The organism is Gemmatimonadaceae bacterium (genome assembly GCA_020851035.1).
Taxonomy (GTDB): domain Bacteria; phylum Gemmatimonadota; class Gemmatimonadetes; order Gemmatimonadales; family Gemmatimonadaceae; genus JACMLX01.
Genome location: JADZDM010000023.1, coordinates 214,070 through 238,035, shown reverse-complemented (window position 1 = coordinate 238,035; position 23,966 = coordinate 214,070). Strand labels below are relative to the sequence as shown.

At 68.2% G+C, this 23,966-nt stretch carries 21 protein-coding genes; 3 read left to right on the top strand and 18 right to left on the bottom strand.

Annotated elements, in window-relative coordinates:
* Positions 1-59 precede the first annotated feature (59 nt).
* On the top strand, positions 60-2,564 hold the full coding sequence (locus IT355_16515) for a zinc-dependent metalloprotease (protein ID MCC7054877.1): 2,505 nt from the start codon (positions 60-62) through the stop codon (positions 2,562-2,564).
* A gap of 16 nt (positions 2,565-2,580) precedes the next feature.
* Here IT355_16515 and IT355_16510 read toward each other — a convergent pair whose 3' ends face one another.
* From IT355_16510 to IT355_16440, 15 genes are all read right to left on the bottom strand, one after another.
* Entirely contained in the window at positions 2,581-2,967 is a 387-nt protein-coding gene (locus IT355_16510) for a type II toxin-antitoxin system VapC family toxin (protein MCC7054876.1), read from the bottom strand.
* Positions 2,964-3,236: a type II toxin-antitoxin system VapB family antitoxin gene (locus IT355_16505; GenBank protein ID MCC7054875.1), complete on the bottom strand. Its 273-nt coding sequence runs from the start codon at positions 3,234-3,236 to the stop codon at positions 2,964-2,966. Before IT355_16505 ends, IT355_16510 begins: the two co-directional genes overlap by 4 nt.
* A gap of 156 nt (positions 3,237-3,392) precedes the next feature.
* The gene (locus IT355_16500; protein ID MCC7054874.1) at positions 3,393-4,991 is read right to left on the bottom strand and encodes a serine/threonine protein kinase; all 1,599 of its coding nucleotides are present in this window, start codon (positions 4,989-4,991) and stop codon (positions 3,393-3,395) included.
* A gap of 80 nt (positions 4,992-5,071) precedes the next feature.
* Positions 5,072-6,049: an NAD(P)H-binding protein gene (locus tag IT355_16495; protein MCC7054873.1), complete on the bottom strand. Its 978-nt coding sequence runs from the start codon at positions 6,047-6,049 to the stop codon at positions 5,072-5,074.
* Entirely contained in the window at positions 6,046-6,918 is an 873-nt protein-coding gene (locus IT355_16490; protein MCC7054872.1) for a hypothetical protein, read from the bottom strand. Before IT355_16490 ends, IT355_16495 begins: the two co-directional genes overlap by 4 nt.
* A gap of 28 nt (positions 6,919-6,946) precedes the next feature.
* A complete protein-coding gene (locus tag IT355_16485) occupies positions 6,947-7,525 on the bottom strand; it encodes a hypothetical protein (protein MCC7054871.1) in 579 nt (192 codons plus the stop codon).
* Between the two features lie 19 nt (positions 7,526-7,544).
* Positions 7,545-8,090, bottom strand: a complete 546-nt coding sequence (locus IT355_16480) for a hypothetical protein (protein MCC7054870.1) — start codon at positions 8,088-8,090, stop codon at positions 7,545-7,547.
* A gap of 9 nt (positions 8,091-8,099) precedes the next feature.
* Positions 8,100-8,501, bottom strand: coding sequence for a hypothetical protein (locus IT355_16475; GenBank protein ID MCC7054869.1), 402 nt, complete (start codon positions 8,499-8,501; stop codon positions 8,100-8,102).
* 131 nt (positions 8,502-8,632) lie between these two features.
* On the bottom strand, positions 8,633-9,073 hold the full coding sequence (locus IT355_16470; protein MCC7054868.1) for a DUF488 domain-containing protein: 441 nt from the start codon (positions 9,071-9,073) through the stop codon (positions 8,633-8,635).
* Positions 9,070-9,720 carry a DUF488 domain-containing protein gene (locus tag IT355_16465; protein ID MCC7054867.1) on the bottom strand — a complete coding sequence of 217 codons (651 nt, stop codon included), beginning with the start codon at positions 9,718-9,720 and terminating at the stop codon, positions 9,070-9,072. Before IT355_16465 ends, IT355_16470 begins: the two co-directional genes overlap by 4 nt.
* Positions 9,721-9,753: 33 nt before the next feature.
* Complete coding sequence (locus IT355_16460) at positions 9,754-10,344, bottom strand: hypothetical protein (GenBank protein MCC7054866.1); 591 nt, start codon at positions 10,342-10,344, stop codon at positions 9,754-9,756.
* Between the two features lie 218 nt (positions 10,345-10,562).
* Positions 10,563-11,471, bottom strand: a complete 909-nt coding sequence (locus tag IT355_16455; GenBank protein MCC7054865.1) for a hypothetical protein — start codon at positions 11,469-11,471, stop codon at positions 10,563-10,565.
* Between the two features lie 63 nt (positions 11,472-11,534).
* On the bottom strand, positions 11,535-12,467 hold the full coding sequence (locus IT355_16450; GenBank protein MCC7054864.1) for a hypothetical protein: 933 nt from the start codon (positions 12,465-12,467) through the stop codon (positions 11,535-11,537).
* Positions 12,464-12,799, bottom strand: a complete 336-nt coding sequence (locus IT355_16445; protein MCC7054863.1) for a CopG family transcriptional regulator — start codon at positions 12,797-12,799, stop codon at positions 12,464-12,466. Before IT355_16445 ends, IT355_16450 begins: the two co-directional genes overlap by 4 nt.
* A 53-nt stretch (positions 12,800-12,852) precedes the next feature.
* The gene (locus IT355_16440) at positions 12,853-16,503 is read right to left on the bottom strand and encodes a PHP domain-containing protein (GenBank protein MCC7054862.1); all 3,651 of its coding nucleotides are present in this window, start codon (positions 16,501-16,503) and stop codon (positions 12,853-12,855) included.
* 29 nt (positions 16,504-16,532) lie between these two features.
* On the opposite strand from IT355_16440, the gene IT355_16435 reads away from it, so the two are divergent.
* The gene (locus IT355_16435) at positions 16,533-16,979 is read left to right on the top strand and encodes a PAS domain-containing protein (protein ID MCC7054861.1); all 447 of its coding nucleotides are present in this window, start codon (positions 16,533-16,535) and stop codon (positions 16,977-16,979) included.
* A gap of 289 nt (positions 16,980-17,268) precedes the next feature.
* Here IT355_16435 and IT355_16430 read toward each other — a convergent pair whose 3' ends face one another.
* On the bottom strand, positions 17,269-18,966 hold the full coding sequence (locus IT355_16430) for a hypothetical protein (GenBank protein ID MCC7054860.1): 1,698 nt from the start codon (positions 18,964-18,966) through the stop codon (positions 17,269-17,271).
* Between the two features lie 185 nt (positions 18,967-19,151).
* On the opposite strand from IT355_16430, the gene IT355_16425 reads away from it, so the two are divergent.
* Positions 19,152-19,505, top strand: a complete 354-nt coding sequence (locus IT355_16425; protein MCC7054859.1) for a hypothetical protein — start codon at positions 19,152-19,154, stop codon at positions 19,503-19,505.
* Positions 19,506-19,929: 424 nt separating this feature from the next.
* Here the strand turns inward: IT355_16425 and IT355_16420 are convergent, their stop codons facing one another.
* Complete coding sequence (locus IT355_16420; protein MCC7054858.1) at positions 19,930-20,763, bottom strand: hypothetical protein; 834 nt, start codon at positions 20,761-20,763, stop codon at positions 19,930-19,932.
* A 355-nt stretch (positions 20,764-21,118) separates the two neighbouring features.
* Positions 21,119-23,902: a PKD domain-containing protein gene (locus IT355_16415; GenBank protein MCC7054857.1), complete on the bottom strand. Its 2,784-nt coding sequence runs from the start codon at positions 23,900-23,902 to the stop codon at positions 21,119-21,121.
* Positions 23,903-23,966: the final 64 nt, after the last annotated feature.

The following is a 23,966-nucleotide window of genomic DNA, read 5'->3' as shown; positions in this document are numbered from 1 at the left end:
TGCGCCTGCGTCCGCTGGTGTCGGGCGCCCGTTGCGGTCCACCCTTCACGACGTCCGCCATGCGATTCCGACCGTTCGCACTCCTGTTCACCGTCGCGCCAGGGCTTGCGGCGCAGCAGCGGCCTGCCGGCGCACCGCCCACGGTACCGCCGGCCGCTGGTGCCGACGCCGCTGCGCCTGCCGCGACGCGCCGCGGACCGCGTCCGTACGCACAGGTCATCACGGCGCGCGCCGTCAGTGACGCTGGCATGATCACGGTGCACAAGGTGGACGAGAAGTGGTTCTTCGAGGTGCCGGACTCGCTGCTTGGCCGCGATCAGCTCCTGGTGAGTCGCATCGCCGGTGTGCCGACGGGCGTCGACGGGTTCATTTCGGCCGGCACCAGCCTCAACGACCGGCTGGTGCGGTTCGAGAAGAGTGGTGACCGGATCGTGCTGCGCACCCTCGGCACCAATGCCTACGCCGATGACTCGCTGGCGATCGCGATCTCGGTGCGGGTGAACAACATCGGGCCCGTGCTGGCGGCGTTCCCGATCCAGGCGTTCGGGCGTGACAGCGCGTCGTACGTGGTGGACGTGACGGAGTTCTTCTCCAGCGACGTGCCGGCGCTCTCGGGGCTGTCGGCGGCGCAGCGACGCACGTACCAGGTGCGGCGCTTCGATGCCGCCCGCTCGTCGCTGGACGGGATCAGGAGCTTCCCGATGAACGTCGAGGTGTCGCACACGCAGACGTTCGACGCGGGCGCCCCGCCGTCGGATGCCGACGCGGCCACGATCACGCTGGCCATGCGCCAGTCGCTGGTGCTGCTGCCGAAGGTGCCGATGCGCCCGCGCATCGCCGATGCCCGCGTGGGGTTCTTCGCCGTGAACCGCATCAACTACGGCCTCGACGTGCAGAAGGCGGCGACCGAGACGTTCATCCGTCGCTGGCGCCTGGAGCCGAAGGACCCGGCGGCATATGCGCGCGGCGAGCTGGTGGAGCCCGTGCAGCCCATCGTGTACTACCTCGACCCGGCCACGCCGGCGAAGTGGCGCCCATATGTGCGCGCCGGCGTGAACGCGTGGGCGACGGTGTTCGAGCGGGCGGGCTTCCGGAACGCGGTGCAGGCCAAGGATGCGCCGACGAAGGCGCAGGATCCCGACTGGGATCCCGAGGACATCCGCTACTCCGTGGTGCGCTGGGCCGCGTCCACGGTGCGCAATGCGGTGGGGCCGAGTACGTCGGATCCGCGCACCGGCGAGATCATCGAGAGTGACATCACCTGGTACCACAACCACATGCGCTCGTACCGCAACCGGTTGATGATCGAGACCGGCGCCGCCAACCCGGCGGCGCGCACGCTCGAGATCCCGGAAGCGGTGATGGGCGAGACGATGACGCAGGTGATCACGCACGAGGTGGGACACGCGCTCGGCCTGCCTCACAACATGATCGCCTCGGCGTCGTTTCCCACCGACTCGCTGCGGTCGCGCAGCTTCACGTCGAAGTACGGCGTGTCGGGGACGATCATGGACTATGCGCGGCAGAACTACGTCGCGCAGCCCGGTGACGGGCTGGCGCCGAAGGACTTCATCCGCCGCCTCGGTCCCTTCGACGATTTCGTGATCGAGTGGGGGTACCGAGTGCTCCCCGATGCGGCGACGCCGGCGGCGGAGCGCCCGATCCTCGAGCGGATGCTCCGCAACTCCACGGGCATGTTCGCGTACCGATACCTGCCGCAGCAGCTGGTGGGCGTCGATCCGCGCGCGCAGACGGAGGACCTGGGCGACGATCCCGTCACCGCGACGACGTATGCGCTGGCGAACCTGAAGAAGGTCGTGCCGCAGGTCGTGGCGTGGACCTCACGGCCGGGTGAGGACTACAGCGACCTGGCCGAGATCCACGGCGAGGTGCTGGGGATGTGGTCCACGTACATGGGGCATGTGACGAACGTGGTGGGCGGCATGCGCATCGACCAGAAGGTGTCGGACCAGGCGGGCCCGGTGTGGCAGGTGTTGCCGGTGGCGCGCCAGCGTGCGGCGCTGCGGTTCCTGGTGGCACAGGCGTTCGACACGCCGGCGTGGCTGGTGCCGGCGGACGTGATCAGCCGAATCGGGCCGACCGCGTCAGGGATGGGGGCGCTGGCCACGCGACAGGCGGCGGTGCTGACGGCACTCACGCAGCCGGCGCGCCTCGACCGCATGGCGCAGGGTGCGGCGCTGGAGCCGGGCGTGGGCTATGACGTGACGGGCTACCTCGACGAGCTCACGAGTGCCGTCGTCGGTGGCAGCGCGCCGGATGCGAACCGTCGGCTGCTGCATCGCGTGTACCTGGAGCGGCTGCAGGCGCTGATCGATCCGCCGGCACCGCCGGTGGCCGCGCCGGGGCAGGGCGGTGGCGGGGGCTTCTTCGGTGTGCCGCAGGTGAATGTGCGGCGCAGTGACATCTCGGCGTCGGCGCGCGCGCAGGTCCGGGCGGTGGCCGGTGCAGCTCGGGTGAAGGCCACGACGGCGTCAGGGGCGCAGCGGGCGCACTGGCTGGATCTCGCGGACCGGGCGCAGGCGATTCTGGATCCGCGGCGCTGACCGCTCGGCGGAGTGCTCAGGCGAGCACGCAGTCGGTCTGCGGGAAGTCGTCACCAACGCACAGCAGCGGCTCGCCTGCCACCACTGACATCGCGTACGAGAGACAGTCGCCGAAGTTGAGCGCTGCGGGATGGCGCCCCTTCCCGTAGCGCAGCCAGGCTTCCATCGCGACGCCGAAATGCGCATCCGTCACCGGCAGTACGTCGATACCGCTCTCCTGCAGCACGCGGGCGAGCAGGCCGCGTGTGTCGCGGTCGAGGCGTGCAGACAGGACGATGCCGGCTTCGAGCAGCGTCGCGGCGCCGATGGCGAGGTGCGAGGCGTCGCGCATCCGATGCAGCAGGTCGTCGGCGGTCGGCTCCTGCAGCACGATCGCGACGAGGGCGGAACTGTCGAGGATCATGCGCCGTCAGGGCCGTAGCCGAGGATCCGTTCGTCGTCGGCCTTCGTGTGGGACGTCCCGCGTATCTCGTAGGGAATGCCGGGCCAGACTTCGCGCACGAGCAGCCGGCGCAGGCGATCGGCTGGCGTGACGTCGGCGCCTTCGCGCATGAGGCGGTCCCGACGCTCCTCGAGGGCGCGACGGATGGCCTCGGTCTTGGTCTCGCCGGTCATGGCGGCGACCTGCTCGAGCAGGCGCTCCACGCGGTCGTTCTTGATGTTGACCGCCACCGTGTCTCCCTTTCTGTGATAAAGAAAAATTACAGAAATACAGAAAGATGGCAAGCCACCCGTGCGAACGTGGCAGGCATCAGAACACCGTCCGCTCCCTGCGCTCCGGCCCGCGCGTGCGAAGCGACGTCTGCTGTCGCCCGGCACCGGTTCCGCTCAGCGGTTTCGCGACTCCAGCGCCGCCACGCGCTTCTCGAGTGCGTCGAGACGCGCGACGGGAAGCGGCGCGTTGCTCACCGGCGCCACGGGCGCTGGTGTTCCGCGTGCGCCCGATGAGGCGGGTGCCAGTGGCTCGGACCTTCCCATCGACACCCGCAGCAGGACACGGCCCGGTATGCCGAGCCACAGGACGCGCTGCAGGCGTTCGGCCAACGGAACGCTCATCGGATTGAGCATCAGGGACACGAACGCGGCCCCGAGGAGTGCGAGGCCGGCGAAGAGTTCCAGCAGCCCGTGCGGGGGCGTGTAGAAGCTCGTGGGCCCGAGTTGCCGCCGTGAGGACCACGCCAGGGCCAGCAGCAGCACGCCCGCCGCCAGCATGCCGATGGCCCGCTGCACGGTGCGCCGACGCCGCGCGCGGATCACCGGGTTCGCGGCGTTCTGCTGGCGCACTTCGTCGCGCTCGGCGTGCATGGCGCGCACCGCCTTGCGCACGTCCTCCGCCTCGAACCCGGCCAGCTTCAGTCGCCGCCCCTCGCTGATCACGTGGAGTGAGCGTGCCACGATGATCGCGAACAGGATGACGAGCGGGATGAACCGGTCCCCATTCTTTATGAACCCGTCACGCAGTGCGTCATCGAGGGCGGCGGAGGCCTGCGTGATGATGAGCAGCATGGCGAAGAACACGATCAGCGCCACCATCTGCACGTCCTGCACGAAGAGGCGGACCGGAAGTGGAATCTGCGGGCCCATCACCTGCGCGCGATCCAGCGCCTCGAGCACCGCGCCAGCGGTGGCGAAGCGGTCTCCGGGTTCCTTGCAGAGACACTGCTCGATCAGCGCGGCCAGCGGCGGCGGTGTGTCGGCGCGCACCTGGCTGATCGGGGGCGGTGCCTCCGTGAGCTGCTTCACGATCACCTGCTGCGTGCTCACGCCGGTGAAGGCGGGCTGTCCGCTGAGCGCGAAGTACGCGACGAGGCCCAGCGCATAGAGATCGGACCGCCCATCCACCGTGTCCCCCGACGCCTGCTCGGGCGACATGTACTCGGGGGTGCCGACGATCTCGCCGACCCGCGTGAGGGCGGTGCTGCCGTGCGCGGGGGTGCTGGTGATGGTGCGCGCCACGCCGAAGTCCATCAGGAGCGCGCGGCCGGTGGCGCGCTCGATCATGATGTTGTCCGGCTTCAGGTCCCGATGCACGATGCCGCGCCCATGCGCGTAGGCCAGCGCATAGCAGACGTCCTGCAACAGCGACACGACGTCGCGGATCGGGAGCGGCCCCATGCGAGCCACGCGTGCGCCGAGCGACTCCCCGTCGATGAAGCCCATGGCGTACGCCAGCACGTCGTCATGCTGCTCGACGGCGTAGACCGGGACGATGTTCGGGTGTGAGAACGAGGCGGCGACCCTGGTCTCGCGCAGGAATCGCTCGCGCAGGCTGGCACTGGAGGCAACCTCCGGTGGCAGGACCTTCAGCGCCACGTCGCGATCCAGCGTGCGGTCGCGGGCCAGGTACACCGCACCCATGCCGCCGCGCCCGAGCTCGCGCTCGATGGCGTAGCGGGAGGTGAGCGCGGCGGGCAGCGACGAGGTCATCCGGATACGGAAGCCCCGAATCCCTGCCGTGGCAATCAGCCCGCATGAACGCGCCGGCCCGTCGCCCCGGAGAGGCCCGGCTAGAACACGGCGTGATCGCCGCGATCGACGCCCGCCCCGGTGCGCACGAGCGCCTCGCAGTACGCGGCGAGCGTGTCCGAGCCGGTCTCTGGTGTCGCGTCAGCGTCGTAGTGCCCGGTGACGGGATTCAGGACCAGCATCGACTCGGTGGCGTAGTACCGCCCGATCCGCGCGAACTCCGCCTTGTCGGCCAGTGGCGGGATCACGCGGCCGAGCGCGGAGAGCACACCGATGATCACATCGAGCATCGCCACCGGCACGCGCGTGTACTTCGGTGCGCGACCGGTGAGCGCGAACAGTGTCTCGCCCTGCTCCAGTGGCGTGATGGCCGGCCCCGGGCCGCCGATGGGGAGGATGCGGTCGTGGCGCGTCGTGTCGTCGATGCAGTCGGCGAGGTAGGCCGCGAGGTCGGCGTCGCTGATCGGCTTGCATGACGTCAGCCGGCCGTCGCCGAACATGAGGTACGGCTTGCCGCGGCGCACGCGCTCGAGCTGCCCGGAGAGCGACTTGAAGTACGCCGTCGCGCGAACGATCGAGTACTTCAGGCCCGAGGCCATGAGCTCCGTCTCGAACGCCAGCTTCGCGTGCTGGAATGCGAGCATGGGCTTCTGGACGCAGATGGCCGACAGCAGCACGAACTGCGTCACGTCGGCGGCCTTCGCGGCGGTGAGGGCGTGTGCGTGCGCGCGATGGTCGATGGCCCAGGCGTCCTTCGGCGCGCCGGTGCGCGACGCCATGCACGAGACGACGGCATCGAAGTGCTCGCCGCGGAAGCCGTCACGCCGCAGTGAGGCCGGATCGGTGACGTCGCCGGTGCGCACGGTGGCGCCACGCAATGCCGCTGCCCGTGCCTCGCCGTCGCCTGCGTGCCGCACGAAGCAGGTCACGTCATGTCCGCGGTCGAGCAGGGCGCGCAGGGTCGCCCGTCCGATGGTCCCTGTGGCGCCGAGCAGGAACACGCGGCGTGACGCGGTCATCCCCGGCGCGCGAGTGCTGCGTCGAGCGCGTTGGCGAACGCCGCCGGTGCGCCTGGATGCATGCGGAGGTAGAGCGACGGCTCGATCAGCTCCACCTCCATCAGCGCGAGCGACCCGTTGTCCATGCGAATGAGGTCGATGCGCACCTGCAGCGGCACCGGCGCAATGGCGGCCAGCACCGGCTCGGCCGCGCGCCGCAGCTCGGCGGTGACGGGGATCGCGATGATCTCGCCGCCATGCTCCTCCTGCACCCGGAAGTCGCCGCGCTTCGGCACCTTCTGGATGGCGTGGCTGAGGACCCCGTCGAAGTAGAAGAGCGAGTACTCGCCCTCGGTGACGACGCTGCGCAGGAACGGCTGCGCGAACCAGTCGCGATCCCGGAAGGTGTCCACCAGGCGTTGCAGCATCGTGTCAACCAACGGGGCATGCAGGCGGAAGGTGTCACGCGCGCCGCCGCTGATGGTCGGCTTGATCACGATCTCGGTGTCCTGGAGCGCCGTGAACAGCCCCGCGAACGCCGCCGCCGACCCGCCGTGGCCCCACACCGACGGCACCACCGGCACGCCGCGCTCCTCGAGCATGCGCATGTACTGCTTGTCGATGTTCCACGCCACCACGCTGCGTGGGTTGAGCAGTGTCGCGCCGCTGGCCTCGATGGTCTCCAGCACGGCCATGAACTCGGCGGGGCGGTCGTGGTAGTCCCAGGTGGTACGGATCACGACCAGGTCATAGCGTGCCCAGTCGGTGGGGACCGACCAGGGCACCTCCTCGGCATGCCAGCCGCGGGCGCGCAGTTCGGCGATCGCGAGGGCGTCGTCGATGACGAAGTCCCCGACCTGCTCGAGCGTGAGGAAGGCGACGCTGGGCATCAGCGCTGCACCGTGCGGCAGGGACCCGTCATCCCTCGGTGCGCCGGAGTTCACGCAGCTTCGTCTCGGCGACGCCGAGGTCGATGCCCGGTGCCACCTCGGCGTCGCTGAGGCCGAGGATCTCCATCGCCCGTGCGACGACCGGGGCGCCGCCGGGGGCGAGGCGGCCGAACGTGATCTCGGCCCGGCGGCACATGCGCTCCTCGTCGGCGATGTTGGTGTGGCGCCGGTCCACGCGCATGGCGGTGACCCGCGCGTGCACGCCCTCGTGCAGGATGGTGGCGGCGACCTGGGCCAGGGTGAAGGTGGGGTTCACGACGAAGGTGGTGTCGATCACCATGATGCGGGTGTCGTGGAAGAAGATGCCGCGGTTGGGCCAGCGCTTGACCCAGATGCAGCTCACGTCGGTGCGCAGGCGCCGCAGGTTGTGCGGCATGTGGGTGCCGATCAGCGCGAGGGCCTCGGTGAACCGGCTGACGAGGTGGGCGTCGTCGATGTCGGGTCGCTCGTTGAGGAACCAGGCCGGCACGCCATCGATGAGGTGCTTCGTGGAGCGGTTCGCGTCGTAGCGGTCGCGGAGGGCCGGGGGCAGGAGGTCGCGCAGCATCCCGGTAATCTGGCGGGTGTCAGGGCTCCGACCAGCCGGTGTCGAGCAGGATCTTCCAGGTGCCGTCGGCCTGGCGGCGCCAGAGCGTCAGGTAGCGACCGCGGGAGAGGGTGTCGGTGCGTGCGGTCCGTCGCACCCAGGCGCTGCGTCCGACGGTGACGCCGGTGCGGCGGTCGGCGTAGGCGACGGCGTCAGTGGGCTCCCAGGTGAGCAGCTTGCTGGCGTCGGCGAACATCCCCTTGTCGTTGCCGGCCACCGGGTCGATGCCGCGCAGGAGCAGCAGGCCGCCGTTGCCCGGCTTGGCGATGTCGGGGGCGAAGCGGGCGACCCAGGCGGCGTGGCCGCTGTCGGCGACGGCGCGGGCGTAGGCGCGGTCAGTGGCGAAGAGCTCGTCCTGGAGGGTGGTGTCGTTGCCCGGTGTGGGCGTCGGCAGGGCGACGGGGGGGCGGCAGGCGGCGAGGGAAATGGCGGCGATCAGCAGGGTGCGGCGCATGGTCTCGCTGGGATAGGCGTTGCCGAAGTGTACCCGGTGGCGTTGGGCTGGTGCCCGCCTGCGATCCGACATCACTGCGATCTACTGCGTCTCTCGCAAGCGCTGCAGCGCAGTGAGCACCTGAATGTCCGCGACATCCTGCGGCCGTCCGGTCTGCTTCGATGCGATGAGGTTCGCCAACGACACCGTCGGAACTGACACACCTTCGAGCTCGAAGACTGCGAATCCCTGCGCTGCATCCTCCCATTGGAGGTTCCACGCGCTTGTCAGCACATCGACGTTCGGCATGTCGCCGATCATCGTGACGTGGCGCGCCAGCAGGTCGGCCGGCAGCAACTCCGCCGCGACGCCGAATGGCAGCGCCGCGAGTGCCCGCAGCACGCGTTCGGCATTGTCGGGTGTTGGCTCGATCAGGATGTGGATATCGCGCGTCGAGCGAGACGTGCCCCATAGTTGCATGGCAGTCGCACCGACCACCAGCATCGTCAGGAGCGTACCCGCGTGCAACCGCTCCTGATCACAGAAGTTGGAGGCGCTCAGACTCGCACATGCAGACTCTCGGCAATGATTCAAGTCCCACGCGGACCATGGTCGGCGCCACCAGCGCGCTCATTTTACACGAGGTGTACGAGTTCAAAATTCGAGTGACGCGCTTGGATATACTCAGCCACAAGCCGTCGATGGCATTTATCCGGCTCATGTTCACTACAAAGTAGGCATGCGTGCTCGAGCTCCGAAAGCGATAGCAACTTTTCTAGTTTACGCAACGTAAGCAATTGATTGAATTCGATCTCATATTCGGCCCACGAACCTTTCAGCTTCTTGTAACGATCAAGCATCTCCTGGGTCGGGGCCATCTCGGGCGCATGACGATAGTCGATTCCTCCGATCTTTCGAAGAAAGAAGGGAAGATCGTCCGCTTTTGTGAACCCGGCGAGCTGTGATCGATTGTTGAGCCGAGTATCGATGACTTTTCGCACGCCAGCTACTGTGAGCAGATCGAAGAAGCGTTCAGCACTTTTCTGAGTAAAGCCAACAGTGAATAGAATGCTCATGCAAACTCTCGGTCTCCGCTGAGTTCTGGCATTGGTCCGGCGAAGGCAAAACGCTGAGCTTGCCTTTTGTACGCGAGCTTGAACGAGTCGTCGACCGAACTGAAAACATCGATCTGCTCGAGTCCCGCAGCAGCGAGTAAGCGCTGCTCGCCCGCAGAGTGAGATTCCAGATTTCCGTTTGCAAGAATGTGCTGAACGTCAAACCCCATGACGTGGAGGGCACGGCCGATAAGAAGAAAGCGATGGCACTCAAGGGGGTCCGATTCAGCGCAGAGCAAAGCTATTGACGCGTGACGCGCCGCGCGTCCGACTCTCCGAACGCCGTTGATGAACGATACTGTCTGCGCTACTAGCTCGTAGTCCACCTGATTTCCGACATAAACAGCTCGGTCGCTCGGTCGCCCCCCGAGTGATAGCCCGCCGAAAGAGTATTTGATGCCTGCTGCGGCTAGCGACTGTTGCAGCGACTGGCGATTGAATTGCGGTGCTCTCCGGCTGTATGGTGACGACCTGACATCCAAGACGACGTCCACGCTGTGTCGGTGCAGCAGAGCAGTGAAGTGCTCAATCCGATGTAGAGAATGCCCGATGCTGTAGATGCACTTGCCTCGCGTATGCTTCACGCGTCCTCCCTGTTTCGGCGACATGGAACCACGGTGAATCGAAACTGAGAGTGCTCGTCAAATCGGAACGAATCCTGCGACAAGCTTATACCGATAGCCATCGAAAGGTTCGCCGAGAGACACGCAGACGAGGGCGCGTGTCTCGAAAGAATATTCGCCGTCCGGCTTGCCGAGATAGTCAGTCTCAACCTTGGGGTCCGTAACTGACAGCAAGTACCGCCGGTTTCCCAGCCGGAAGCGGATTCGAACCTGACGCTTCTTGAACCCTGAACCGACCTCGAATGTTGCTGCCTCCGTGACGACAAGAATCAACGAGGAAGGTAGCTGATCGGCATCGGCTTGCGGAATGCGGTCGTTCTCCCCGCCGTAACTGCTGAACCCATCCACCCAGAGCGGTCCGCTCGCGATGGCGGCGGGCAATAGCGTAGAGGCGGCAATTGTGCCGCGACGAATCCACGAATGCTCGTCATCAATCAGATGATTCTCAACTTGACATGCGTGCGGTCGGGGCTCCTTGAACGCAACCTCCACGAGGTCAAGCAACTTCACGTCCTGGCCGTCTTCGTAGCGTCGCTCGTCGATTGATAGCTCCTCAGTACCACGCGAGCTTACGGGGCGCACCCATTTGCCGAAGGCGTTCCCGGTCATCTCAATACCAGCGATGCATCGGCCCGAATACTTTCGCGAGTTTGCCAAACAGACGAAGCTCTTTGTGTATGCCATGAACTCTGCTTGCTAAGTGAGCGAACAACTGCTAGTCGCCGTCCGCTAGAATTTACTGCGCAGTACCGCGAAGTAAAATCTCTTTCTCAACCGAATGGGGCTGTTCTGCGCTGCAATCTCCAGTTTCGGTCACATCACGCGTGTTACATCTCAACGACGGGAAGAAATGCTCTGCTGGTCTGGGAAGAATGGCGCCGCACGCGAGCAATCAGCTCACTCAATGTTGTAGTTCCGGAAAGAAGCAAATAGAGATGGGAAAAGTCGAGAAGGAGCAGCGGTGATCTTGCTACGGAAGCACCGTCGATTGCAACCGAGGAATAGCCAGACAGCGATACCATGAGGCCCATCGTGTTGTCGGCTTTGTCCGAAACCTTCTTGTAGAATATGTCTACATCCGGAGCTCCTGCTTGAGCCGATGTAAACTTGAGCTCCACGAGGTAGGTGGTACCCTCGACTGTCACCGAGCCATCGATCTGACGGCCGGCAGTGCTGTACGGCCGACGACAAATGACCTCGAAATGGTCGACCAAATCGTAGAACCAATCTTGAAACTCGTAGCCGGCCTCTGATGTGCCAACTCGTGAGGCAAGCGCATCGAGTCGCGCGCGTAGAGCGTCTAGGTTGGATGTCCGCCGAATTCGCTCGTCGCGCATCTGCTGCGCGCGTTGACGCGCGGCAGCTTGTTCCTTTTCGTTGAGGGTGTTCTCGCGCTGCAGAGACAAGTACGACTTAAGAGCCCTCACAGCCTCGACTCCTCGTTTCTTCTTCTCTGCAGAATCTTCCCATCCCTCCAGGTCGGGGAAGGAAGTTTGTGCCGCAAGCTCGTTTGCAATGCGCTGCAAGGCTCGGCGGCCTGCCTCCGACCGCTCTAGGAACGGGAACATCCGATAGATGAAATCACGCTTTGTCTCACTTTCATGCCAAGTGGACAAAAACGCGTCCTTCAAGTTCATCCGCCTTAAGAACGCGCGAAGCGCTGCCTTTCGCCAAAATGAATGAAGAAGCGCGTTGGCGACAAGATCGAGAAAGTGAGTAGGAAGCGTCTCTGCCATTCAGCGACTATTGGGAACACGTACCTAGATCAGCCAGAGACGTCTCACTACGCGCAGCTACCCTTACTTCCTTGAGCCTCTTAGGAGCCACCGTGCATGTGCTTCGTTGTACAAATCCGGCCAACGCGAAACGATTTCCGCGGCGGCGTCAGACAAATCCTTCTTGCGAGTCTTCATTGCTCGTGGTGCGTCAACGACCGTGCCATCAAACATATCCGCAGCCAGACACAGCCGTCGCACCGGTGATTCGCCTTGGGACTCAAGAAGCAGTGCGACGGCAGTCGCGACGTACTGAAGGCCGTCCGCGCGTAGCAGTGCACTGCGTGAAACATTCAGCCGGATTCCACCCACGCGTCGCTCGGTTCCCCTTTCGAGAAAAGTGACGTCGGGTGCGACTGAAACACGCAGCTCGCCAAGCGCAATTGACGCTGGTTTGCCGACCGTGCTTACGGCGATTGCTTTGTCCCCGCAAAGCAGGTGAGCGTGAGTGGCGAAGCTCTCAAGCGCCAAGGCTGAGTACTTGAGGCACTCAGCCTGGTGCGGCTCCGTGTCCGAAACTGCCGCAGACTTCTCGCGAAGCGTCAGTGCCGCAGCGCGCAATTCTTCCGGAGAGGCAGCACCATTCTGAACTGCACGAGCCACTGCGCGGCGCGCAGCGTCGTAAGTGACGACCTTGAACGTAGATGGGTTGATCTGCTCTTGAATCAAGGCGCGTCGACGGCTAGCACTCGCGGTCATGTACTCCGCCAGCCTTGTGATCGAGAATCGAGGTGCCTTCCGAGGCTCTTTTTCCACCGCTTCTCCAGTGCAAGATTGGTGTAAAGGTAGCTTGCGGATGCGGGCGAACACAACCCGAAACTCCGAATTCCGTTCCGGGATGCCAGCGCGCCCGACGTGAACCGGCTGCATGGCCGTCGCACCCACCACGATGTAGCGTGCGCCCTCACGGTTGAGCAGGTCACAGACACGCGCGACGCCGGTCTGCAGGGGAGTCATGTCGCGCGGTCACGCGTGCGCAGCCACGCCTGAAATGCATCGTACGACGGAAACGTCCTGGGCTCCTGTGCGCCTCCGTCCGGGATCACGCGCAACGCCTCCTCTCCCGCGGCGACGCGCTGCAAGGGCGTGAGCGTGAGGTCGCGGCGGAGCTGTTCCGCGCGGGACGGGTCGAGGGCCGGTGCCGCAGCCTGCGCGACGTACTGCCGCACCGCCTCGGCGATGATCCAGCTGCGCGAGCGGTCCTGCGTTGCGGCCAGACGGTTCGCGGCAGCGAGGTCATCCTGAGGCAGGGTGATCGCAATCTTGGCGTACGGTTCCTTTCGAGGCATGGTCCAATCATACCAAGTCATACCGCGTGGTCAACCCGGGGAGGCGCCCCACCTCAGTGAAAGTCATGACTCCGCGCATGCTCCGCCCCCAGCTGCGCGTCCAGCGGCACGAACAGCCGACCCCGCAGCGTCACCACGTTCGACTCCACCTGCAGTGTCCCCCGCACCAGCAGCAGTGGCGAGGTGCTGATCTTGAGCGCGTCCCGCTCGAAGCGCTGCGGGGTCACCACCACGTTCACGATCCCGGTCTCGTCCTCCAGCGACAGGAACACGAACCCCTTCGCCGTGCTGGGGCGCTGGCGACAGATCACCAAACCCGCGATGGCGACCTGCTCGGTGTCGCGGCCGTTCTGCTGGATGTCGCGCGCGGTGCGGATGCCGTTGGGCTGCAGCAGCGGCCGCAAGTGGCGCATGGGGTGGCCGTTCAGCGACACACCGGTCACGCGATAGTCGGCCTCGGTGAGGTCGGCCATCGACATGTGCGGCAGCGCGGCATCGGGCAGCATGACCGGTGGTGCCAGCGGACCGGCATCACCACGCACCGCCGCCAGCACCTCCCACAATGCACGACGCCGGCGCGTGGCCAGCGGCTCATGGGCGAACATCCCGTCGAACGCCCCCGACTCGGCCAGCAACCGCAACGCGCGCCGGTCGAGCTTCGTGCGGCGCACCACGTCCCCCACGTCACTGAAGGCACCCTCGGTCAGCGCGGCCTCCAGCTTGCCACGCGCCGCCGCGCCCAGCCCGCGCACGCTGCGCACCCCAAGGCGCACCGCCGGTGCCGCAGACTGCGGCGCGCGTGATTCCAGCGTGGCATCCCACGCCGAGCAGGTGAGGTCCACCGGCCGCACCTCCACGCCGTGCCGCTTGCCGTCCTCGATCAGCGTGCCCGGTGCGTAGAACCCCATCGGCTGCGCGTTCAGCATCGCCGCCAGGAACTCGGCGTGGTAGTAATGGCGCAGCCACGCGGAGGCGTACACCAGCAGCGCGAAGCTGGCGGCGTGGCTCTCGGGGAAGCCGTAATCGGCGAAGGCATTGATCTGCGCGAAGATACGGTTCGCGATGTCGTCGTCGATGCCGTTGGCGCGCATGCCGGCCAGCATCTTCTGCCGCAGCGCCTCCATCTTCTCGTGGCTGCGCTTGTGTCCCATCGCGCGGCGCAGCGTGTCGGCCTCGCCGGCGGTGAAGTTCGCGCAGGCGATGGCCACCTGCATGCCCTGCTCCTGGAAGAGCGGCACACCGAGCGTGCGCTTGAGGATCGGCTCGAGCGAGGGGTGCGGGTATACCACCTCCTCGATGCCCGCGCGGCGGCGCAGGTACGGGTGCACCATCGCGCCCTGGATCGGGCCCGGGCGGATGAGCGCGACCTCGACCACGATGTCGTAGAAGCAGCGCGGCTTGAGGCGCGGCAGGGTGTTCATCTGGGCGCGGCTCTCCACCTGGAACACGCCGATGGTGTCGGCGGCGCAGAGGTCGTCGTACACGGCCTGGTCGCTGGTGTCGAGCAGCGCGAGGTCGATCGTCACGCCGCGTGTCCGGCGCACGTACACGAGGCAATCCTGCAGCACCGTCAGCATGCCCAGGCCGAGCAGGTCGATCTTGACCAGGCTGGCCATGTCGAGATCATCGCGCTCCCACTGGATCACGGTGCGGCCCGGCATCGATGCAGGTTCGATCGGCACCACGGTGGACAGCGGCTCGCGGGTGAGCACGAACCCGCCCACGTGGATCGAGCGATGGCGCGGCAGCTGGTGCAGCCCGTCCACGATGTCGGCCAGCGCGCGCACGCGCGGGTCGGCGGGATCGAGGCCGGCGCGTTGCAGGATGTCGGTGGGCACCTTCGGTGGTTCCTTCGCGGCCGTCTTCAGCGCCGCAGCGGGGGGTGGTGCGGAGGTGTGCGTCTCGACCATCACCGGGGGGGTGGAGGCATCCACGCGTGCGCGTTCGGCGGCGGTGACGCGTCGCGTGCGCGCCTCGGGGATCGCGGCCAGCCGCTCGTCGCGCTCGAAGCGCTTGCGGAGTTCGGGGCGGCCGCCGGTGCCGTCGCCGCCCATGCCGGCGAAGTCGTCCACGTCGGCCGACGCGGTGCGGATGGCGGGGCGTTTCGCGGTGATCGGGATGGCGGACTCGCGCACGGCGGGCGGCAGGTCCACCGCGAACGCCACCTTCGCCATGTCGCGGCGGATGTGCGGCATCTCGTGATCAGGCTTGTCGGCGCGGTGCACGGGGCCGGTGATGCCGACGGTGTTCGGTGTGGCGTCCACGAACGTGCTGCGGCGCAGGTCGTCGGCACTGGCGATCCCGATGCCGGCGCGCAGGGCGGCGGCGGTGCTGCGCGCGCTGAAGCGATCGCTCACGGCGGCCAGCGCATCACCCTGCTCCAGCGAGAAGCCGAGGATGCGCGCGGCATCGCGCACCGCGCTGCGGCCGCGGTAGGTGATCTGTTCGCAGACCATTGCGGCATGCTCACGCCCGTAGCGCTCGTACACGTACTGCAGCACGCGCTCGCGGTCGCGGTGGGCGAAGTCGATGTCGATGTCGGGCGGCTCGCGGCGGTCCTCGCTGAGGAAGCGCTCGAAGAGCAGCTCCATGCGGATCGGGTCCACCGCCGTGATGCCGAGGCAGTAGCAGACGGCGGAGTTGGCGGCGGAGCCGCGGCCCTGACAGAGGATGCCCTCGCGCCGTGAATAGCGGACGATGTCCCACACGATCAGGAAGTAGCCGGCCATGTCGAGGCGGCGGATGACCTCGAGCTCGTGCAGGAGCTGCTTCTGCTGCGCGGGGGTGCGCACGCTGCCCCAGCGTTCGGTGGCGCCGGTCTCGACGAGCTGCGTGAGGTAGTCGTCCTCGCTCACGCCGGGTGGCAGTGGAAAGCGCGGCAGCGACGGCTTGAGCTGCCCGATGCGGAACTGGCAGCGCTCGGCGATGGCGCGGGTGGCGCGCAGGCCGGCCTCGTGGCCCAGCCAGCGCTTGTGGTGCAGGGCGGTGGACTTGAGGTACCACTCGCCGTTGGGACGCAGGCGCGTGCCCATGGCGTCGAGCGGGCGGCCGTGGCGCAGGGCGGTGAGCGCATCGTGCGTGCTGCGCGCCTGGCGGGTGGCGTAGTGCACGTTGTTGGTCACCACCCACGGCACGCCGATGCGGCGCGCGAGCGGGATGAGCTGCCGCACCAGCGCATGCTCCTCGGGCAGGCGGTGGTCCCACACCTCGATCGCGAACGACTCCTCGAACAGGTCGCGCAGCGTGCCGGCCACGCGGGTGGCCTCGGCGATGTTGCCGGCGGCGAGTGCCTGCGGGATGGCGCCCCGCGGACAGCCGCTGAGTGCGAACAGTCCCCCGGCGTGCTGCGTGAGCAGGGCGAACGGCACCGAGGGCGCGCCGCGCTCGGGCACGTCCATGCGGGCGCGGGTGAGCAGGGTGCTGAGGTTCCCGTACCCCGTGCGCGACATGGCCAGCAGCGTGAGGTGCTGCAGTGCGCCGTCGCCCTGCACGGTGAGCTCGGCGCCGATGATGCCGGCGATGCCGGCGATGTCCGCGGCCTGGGCGAAGCGCACCGCGCCACCCAGTTCATCGTGGTCGGTGAGGGCGAGGGCGGTCTGCCCCGCGATGAGGGCGCGTGCGACCAGCTCCTCGGGGGCCGATGCGCCGTCGAGCAGCGAGAAGGCGCTGTGGCAGTGCAGCTCGACGTAGTCGGTGGCGTTCATGCGCGGGCCACCCGGCTAGATTTCCCGGCATGGAGACCCCGGACCCCCCGCTGCCGCGCCGCGATGCGGTGCGCCTGACGCCGCACTCGCACGAGGCGCTGAAGGCCGAGATCCTGTCCACGGCCGACCACATGTCGGCGGGGGAGCTGGACACGCTGCCGTACGGCATGATCCAGCTCGACGCGACGGGGCGCATCCTGAAGTACAACGCGGTCGAGAGCCGCCTCGCGCAGCTGTCGCAGGAGTCCACCATCGGCCGCAAGTTCTTCACCGAGGTGGCGCCCTGCACGAAGGTCCAGCAGTTCCACGGCCAGTTCAAGGAGGGCGTGCTGCGCGAGTCGCTGGACACGACCTTCCAGTTCCACTTCGCCTTCAAGCAGAACCCGCGCGACGTGACGGTCCGCCTCTTCTACAGCAAGCGGACGCGCAGTGTCTGGGTCATGATCTCCGACCGCGAAGGCAACCCGATCGTGTAGCCGCGACGGCACCGCCATTGCAGACAGCAACGGCTTTGACGCAATGGCGCAAAGGGCGCCAAGGACGCAAAGAAGAACCGTAGCCTTGCGCGCGGTCGACGATGGTCGGTGAGGGGGGATGCATCGAGAAGGCTTTGGGAACAGCAACTGCAACCGCAGTTCCCAGAAAGTCCTGACATCATCGCGCGCACGTGCGCCTGCCCACGGCGCAGGACCCCTTTGCGTCCTTCGCGCCCTTTGCGCCTTTGCGTCAAAGCTGTTGCTCTTGCCGTTGGAGCAGAGGATGGCGTCAGTCATACCAGCCCTGCAGCACCCACGACTCGGCTTCGTTGTAGATGAGCAGCGTGCCGACCTCGCGGGTGCGGACGTGCCAGTAGTCGCGGGCGAAGGGGGTGCGCCACCAGGCGCCGGTGAGGCGATCGGGGCCGGTGCAGTCGCGGACAGTGAAGGTGTGGGACTGCCAGGTGCCGGCGACGGGGCGCTGCGCGGCGTCGCAGGTCATGCGCACGGGTTGCGGCACCTCGAGCAGGCGGAGGGCGGCGGGGGCGGCGCTGCGCTCGCCGGCGAAGAGGGGGAGCCAGTCGCCGAGCTGCGTGGTGGGGGCGGTGTCGTCGCTGCGGGGGGCGACGGCGTTCTGCGCCACGCGCGTGGCCGCCGCAATCGCGGCATCGTCGCCATCCACCAGCTCGGCCCACGCCCCCGACTGCTCGGCGCGGTGGTCGTCGCGCAGCACGGGGCGCACGACGGTGTCGGGACCGAGGGTGCTGCGGAGTCGCTCGAGGGCGGCGAGGGCGGCGCCGGGGTCGCGCCAGCCGGCGTCGAGCAGGTCGCCCTGTTCACCGGTCGCGGGCAGCGTGTTGGTGAGGGTGACGGTGACGCCACAGATCGGCGCCGGCAGCGGCCAGTCGGAGAGCAGCGCGCGGCAGCGTTCGAAGAGCGGGGCAACGCGCGCGAGCGGATGGGCGGGCCGCACCTCGCGCGTGATGGTCTCGGCCGGGGTGACGTCGTCGCGGGTGGTGCGGCCGCCGTCGAGGTGGAGGGTGATGGCGACGGCACCGGCGGCGAGGCCGTCGCGGACGAGGTCGCGGACGAGGGTCTCGAGGGCGGCGCGCACCAGAAAGAGTGCTGGCTCCATGGTGTCGCTGGCGCCGCCCAGCTCCGCCGTGACGCTGCGCTGGGCCTCGAGGCGGGCCAGCACCGGTCGGCGGGGGTCGTGGCCGTGGGCGAGGCGCCAGGCGCTGAGGCCGGCCTGGCCCCAGCGGCGTTCGATGTCCGCGACGGGCAGGGCCGCGAACCCCCCCACGGTGCGGATGCCGAGTGCCTGGAGGGTGGCGACCAGTTCGGTGTCGAGGGGGAGGAAGCCGAGGGGGAGGGGGGCGAGGAAGGCCGCATCGCCACCGGAGGGGATGCAGAAGCAGAGCGGTTCGCCGGCGGGGGGGTGGGTCCAGGTGGCGGCGCGGGCGGCGGCGCAGGAGTCGGCGATGGCGACGCGGGCGAGGGGGTGCCAGCGCTGGGCGATGGCGAGCAGGGTCTGGGCGAGGCGTCGTTCGCCGCCGATGGCATCGAAGCCGGTGGCGCCGACCCACCAGATGCCGGTGGTGGCGCCGGCGGGGGAGACGTGGGGGCTGGCCTGGATGAGCGCGGCGGTGGCGCGGGTGAGGGCGCCGCTGATGGCGATGTCGTCCCAGGGGAGGACGTCGAGGCGGGCGCAACGGCCCTTGGCCTCGGTGACGGTCATGCCGGCGCGGATGCGGGCGCGGCCTGCCGCCGCGGTCACGGCGCGGAGGGCATTCCCGTCGGCGAGGGCGAGGAGGCGGTCGTCCCAGTGCCTGCCGTCGTCCGATGGTGGCGTGGTGGTGGCGGGAGGTGCCGAGGTACCCAGGTCGAGGCCCAGTCCGAGCTGGCGCGGTCCCTGGCTGGCGCGCCAGACGGCGCCGAGTGGGAAGCGGGGGATGCGGACACAGGCGACGCGCCAGAGGGACGGCATGGGTGGGTCGGCACGCAGCGGTGAGGGACGGGGCGGTCGTGAGGTGTGGGCGGGGTGGGTGGGGGGAGGGGGATGTTACCGAACAAACACCGAAGCGCAAGGAAGGCGACAGTGGTGGCGGGAGGGTGGTACGAGACGCACGAATTGGGTGATGGTTGGCTGAGCTGCGGGTGGTAGGATGTGGGATGTCCGAGTCCGCACTACCGCCCAAGACGATCCGGGAAGTTGCCGCGCGCGGCTATGCGCCTGATGTCAGAACCGTCGGCACCACGGTCCTGAGGCAGCGCCTGAGCGAGTATCTCCGCCTGGTCGTCTCGGGCGAGACGATTCTCGTCACGGATCGGGATCGCGTCGTGGCAGAGTTGCGTCCGCCGTCGCCAGCCCATCCACAGTCGGCCGATGCGCTGCTGGCTGCGATGGTGGTGCGTGGCAGTTTGACGCTACCGACCGTCATCGGAGGAGATCCCCCACCTCGGTTGCCGGTTCCGAATGCGGACGAGATACTGGAGTCGCTCGCCGCCGGCCGAGCGGATCGGTGATCTACCTCGACACGTCGGTGGTGCTTGCCTACCTGCTGCACGAATCGCAGGTCCCCGATGCTGCCTTGTGGGATCTTCCGCTCGTCAGCAGTCGCCTGCTGGAGTACGAGCTGTGGGATCGACTGCATGCGTATGCGCTGACGGCGTCGCATGGCGACGCGGCGCGGGCGGTACTGCGACGGCTGCAGGTGGTTGAACTCACGCCGGACGTACTCGGTCGCGCGCTGGCGCCGTTGCGTGATCGGTGCTGCTGCACCGCGGCTGGCGTCGGCCGGACTGTTCGGGCTCGCGCTGCTGACGGCGGCGGGCGTGGCGTGTGTGACGCTGATCCTGTGGGTGCCGGCGATGACGCGGTGAGGTGCATGCTGGCGGTGCAGGCGCCGTCGGTGACGGCTGATACGCGACGCACGCGACGCGCTACATGTCAACGTGGCCGGTGCATCCACATGGTGCCGCCAGGCATGAGCGTTGACGCGCGCGACGCCGTCTGGATCGTGACCTGCGCCCCACGCGACGCAAGCATGTTTGCGAGGAGCAGCTCGGACAGCGACGGGATCCGCGCCTCTCGGCTCTCGATGGTCGTCGACTGCGACGCCGGCCCGCCGAGCTGGCGGTCGCTCTGCACGGTGCCCACCTCGCGCACGAGGGTGCGGCCGTCCGGCGAGAAGATGTAGCCCAGCTCTCCTCCCACCCTGAGCTGACGGAAGTCGAACACGCCACGCTTCACCATCCACACCTCGATCGTGTCACCATCAAAGCGCATGCTGAACGGCATGTAGCCGGCGCTGACACTGTCCGACATGCCCACGTTTCGCGCGACCGCCGCATGCTCGGCGATGGCCTCGTTGACGAGCCTGGCGGTGTCGAGCGGCGTGGTGACGGCCGCACCGGTACCGAGATCGACCACCAGGAGTTTCGTCAGCCGGCGCGCTGCCGCATCGACCGACAGGTTCGCCAGCACACGACGCCCGCCATCCGTGAAGCAGACATTCGCAGGGCCGAGCGACTCGCGCGTCGGGTTCGAGGCGATGCGGTGCGACTGCAGGAGGAGGCCGAACCGGCTGTAGCACTCAACCGTCCATGCGAGCGTCTGGGCCCGGCGGTCGGCAACGTCGAAGTCCGCGTTGAATGCTGGGTCCGTCTGGGCGCGGAGCGAGGATACGAGGCCGACGAGCAGGGCGACGGAGCGCCATGCCACACGGGTGCATTCGTGCGTGGTGCGCATGCGGGACGGCAGCGCGGGCAGTGCGAAACTCAATGCCAGCAGGATAAGGGATGACGTGAGTATAACCGATGTCGCTGGCGTCCCGACCATGGCCACGCGCTTCGCCTCAGGCACGCACACGGCGGCAGAGAGGGCCGGGCCGCGCCGCAGCTGCGCGGCGTGATGCACCCGAGGGGTCCGCGCCGATCTCCGCCCCCGACTCAGCCGTCAGCCGCCGCACCGCCTCGGCGATGACCCGACTGCGGGAGCGGTCCCAGGACTACGCCAGCCGGTCGGCGGCGGCGAGGTCGTCGGGGGGGGCTGGTCATGGCGATCTTGGTGTGACGTGGACGGACAATCGTGCCGGACCATACCGAAACTCCATCCCCGTGGGGAGGAGGTGGCCGGCCTACGGCACGCTGATCCCCCACTTCCACCCCAGGTACCGCTCCACCTCCTGCCGCTCCGCCGTCGTCACGACCCGCGGATAGATGATCACCTCACTGATCCGCCCGTTCAGCCGCCAGTTGTAGCCGCCCGTGCCCGGGGATGCGATGCCGACGTACAGGTCCGCCGCGCCCGTCATCGTGCCGGCCACCGCACCGCTGCTGTTGGAGTTGCCGCCGTCACGCCAGATCGTGGAATCGAAGGTGCTGCCGGTCACCGCGAGGGTGTTCGTGACGACGATCGACGCGCTGGCGTCGAGCCAGGTGCCGACGAACGACGCCGCCCCGCCAGTGCCGGGATTCTCCCAGGTGTCCGACGACACCCACGTGGGCACGGGATAGCCGCTGAGGTGGAGGCCGGTGTTGAAGCCGACCCAGTTCACGATCGCACCGCCGTTGTTGGTGGCATTGTCGGTGGTGGCCGTGCAGCGCGCCACCGCGAACACGGTGCGTGACGTGCTCCGCAGCGAACGGATCGCGGCGGCGTTCACGATCAGGTACTGGTCGGAGGCGAGGTTGAACGACAGGCTGCTGCGCCCGTTCTGCGCGCTGGTGCTGAACGTGGCCCGCGCGCCGGCGGTGGCCTGCAGTGCGTGATACGCGTTGCCGCTCTTGTCGCGCACGCAGCCCACACTGCTGCCGTTGCTCACGGCACCCGTGCAGCCGCTGCCGGTGAAGATGTTCGATGAGTCGGCCATGTCGAGGCGCAGGCTCATGCCGGTGGGCAGCGTGCCGGTGCCCGTGAACACCACGCCCTGCCCGCCGTGGCTGGCGGTGAGCTGGTTGCTGCCGACGTCGAGCACCCAGTCCGGCGCGCTGGCGTAGCCACTGCCATCGGTGGTGACCGTGGCGGTGAGGGCCGCGTTCACACGACCGCCACCGCTGGTGACGGTGAACGTCACCGTGGCACCGGAGACACCGGTGCCGGCGGCGTTCGTCACGCGCACCTGCGGTGCCGTCGCCGGACTGGTGCCCGCCGCGGTGCTCTGGCTGTTGCCGGCGGTGAGCGCGAGTGTGCCGAGCGACCACTTCGCCATCAGGCCATTCTCGACGGCCGCACGCTCGGGCGCGGTGAGGGCGCGGGGAAAGACGAGCAGCTCCGCGATGTCACCGCCCCAGCTGTTGCCGATGCGCAGGGCCTGATCCGCGAAGCCCAGCGTGTCGGTGCCAGTGTCGGAGACGAGCGTGGTGCCGTTGCGGCGGATGTGGCGCTCCGGGGTGCTGCCGGTCATCGTCCCGACGCTCCACTGCGCGGCCGCGAGGGCCACGCCGGCGGCCGCATAGTTGATCCCGATCCGCGCCCCCGGCACGGCGCAGCAGGTGCCGAAGTCCCACGCGACGTTGCCGTTGGCCCACGGCAGGTGCACGCTGAACCGCTCGTTCGGGTGCACCACGAACTGCGAGTCCGCGCCGAACAGGAACGTGTCACCGGTCTGCGAGGCCGTGGCGCTGGCCACCACGAAGACCTCCGCGGCATCCGTGATGCCCTGCAGCACCCCCTGACTGCGGAGCAGCGCCGCCGTGGTGTAGCGCACGGTGCGCAAGCCGTGCAGTGCCCCGGCAACCGCGGTCGGCTGCTCGGCGAGGGTGGCGTTTGCGGCGTGTCGCGCATTGCCGCTCCGGTCCCGCCACTGCGACACGCGGTTGCTGCCATCCAGCGTCAACGTGGAGAGGTCTGCGGCGTCGAGCCAGAGGGCCGCGCCGCAGACGCCATAGCTGGCGGTGGCGGTGCCGGTGACGGCCACCGTCGTCGCCAGCGGCACGCCCCCCGCGGTGGCCGTGAGCGTGGCCGCCGTGCCACCACACAGCGCCGTCATGCGCACCACACCGCGCCAGCGCCCGTCGGCGTCGGTGAGACTGGCGGCGGGCATCGTCAGCCCCGCGACCGAGCTGGCGAGTGAGACGGCCACGCCGGGGGCGACGTTGCCGGCCGTGTCGCGGACGGTGACCTCGACGATGGCGGTGTCGGTGAGCGCGGTGAGACTCGACTGCGTGAGCCGCATGGTGCTGCGCGCGGCACTCACCGCCGCCGGCGTGATCGTGAGCGCGCGGGTGGTGGTGAGCGCGGTGAAGTCGGCCACGGCACGCACGGTGCTGGCCTGCGCGACGGCGCTGCTGACCACGGCGGTGGCCACGCCACTGCCATCGGTGGTGGCGGTGGCGGGCGTTGCCGAGATGTTGTGGCCGAGTGCGCTCACGGCGACCGGCACGCCGCTGCGCACGGTGCCGTCGGCACTCTTCGCGGTGACGGTGGCCGTGACACCGGTGCCGGCGGTCACGCTCGCCGCGCTGATCACCAGCGTGCTCGCGCTGCCGCTGATCGCGGTGGCCGGCGTGCCGCCGCTGCCGACAGTGAACGACAGCGTGGTGGTGGAGGAGTCCCCCGCGTCGTCGATGACGGTGAGCGACAGGGGATAGGTGCCGGCCGCGCGGTACACCGTGCGCGACGTGGCACCGGTGCTGGTGGTGACCCCGTTGCCGAAGCTCCAGCGGTACTGCACCACCTGTCCGTCACCGTCGTAGCTGTAGCTGCCGTCCACGGTGACCGTGTCGCCAGGCGCCGGATAGCGGGGCGAGACGGCGAAGAGGGCGCCGGGGGCGACGTTCAGCGTGGCGGTCGAGACGTCCGGTGGCGCCACCGGTCCCGTGCTGCCGGGCTGCGTGGGCGTGCGCTCCACGCACGCACCGAGCAACAGCGCCGGGAGCAGGACGATGCGGCGCAGCGCCCGAATGGCGCGGCGCGCCACGCGGCTCACCCGGCACAGCGGTGCCGGATCGGGTCGGTACTGGTCTGCGGACGGCCGGACGGGA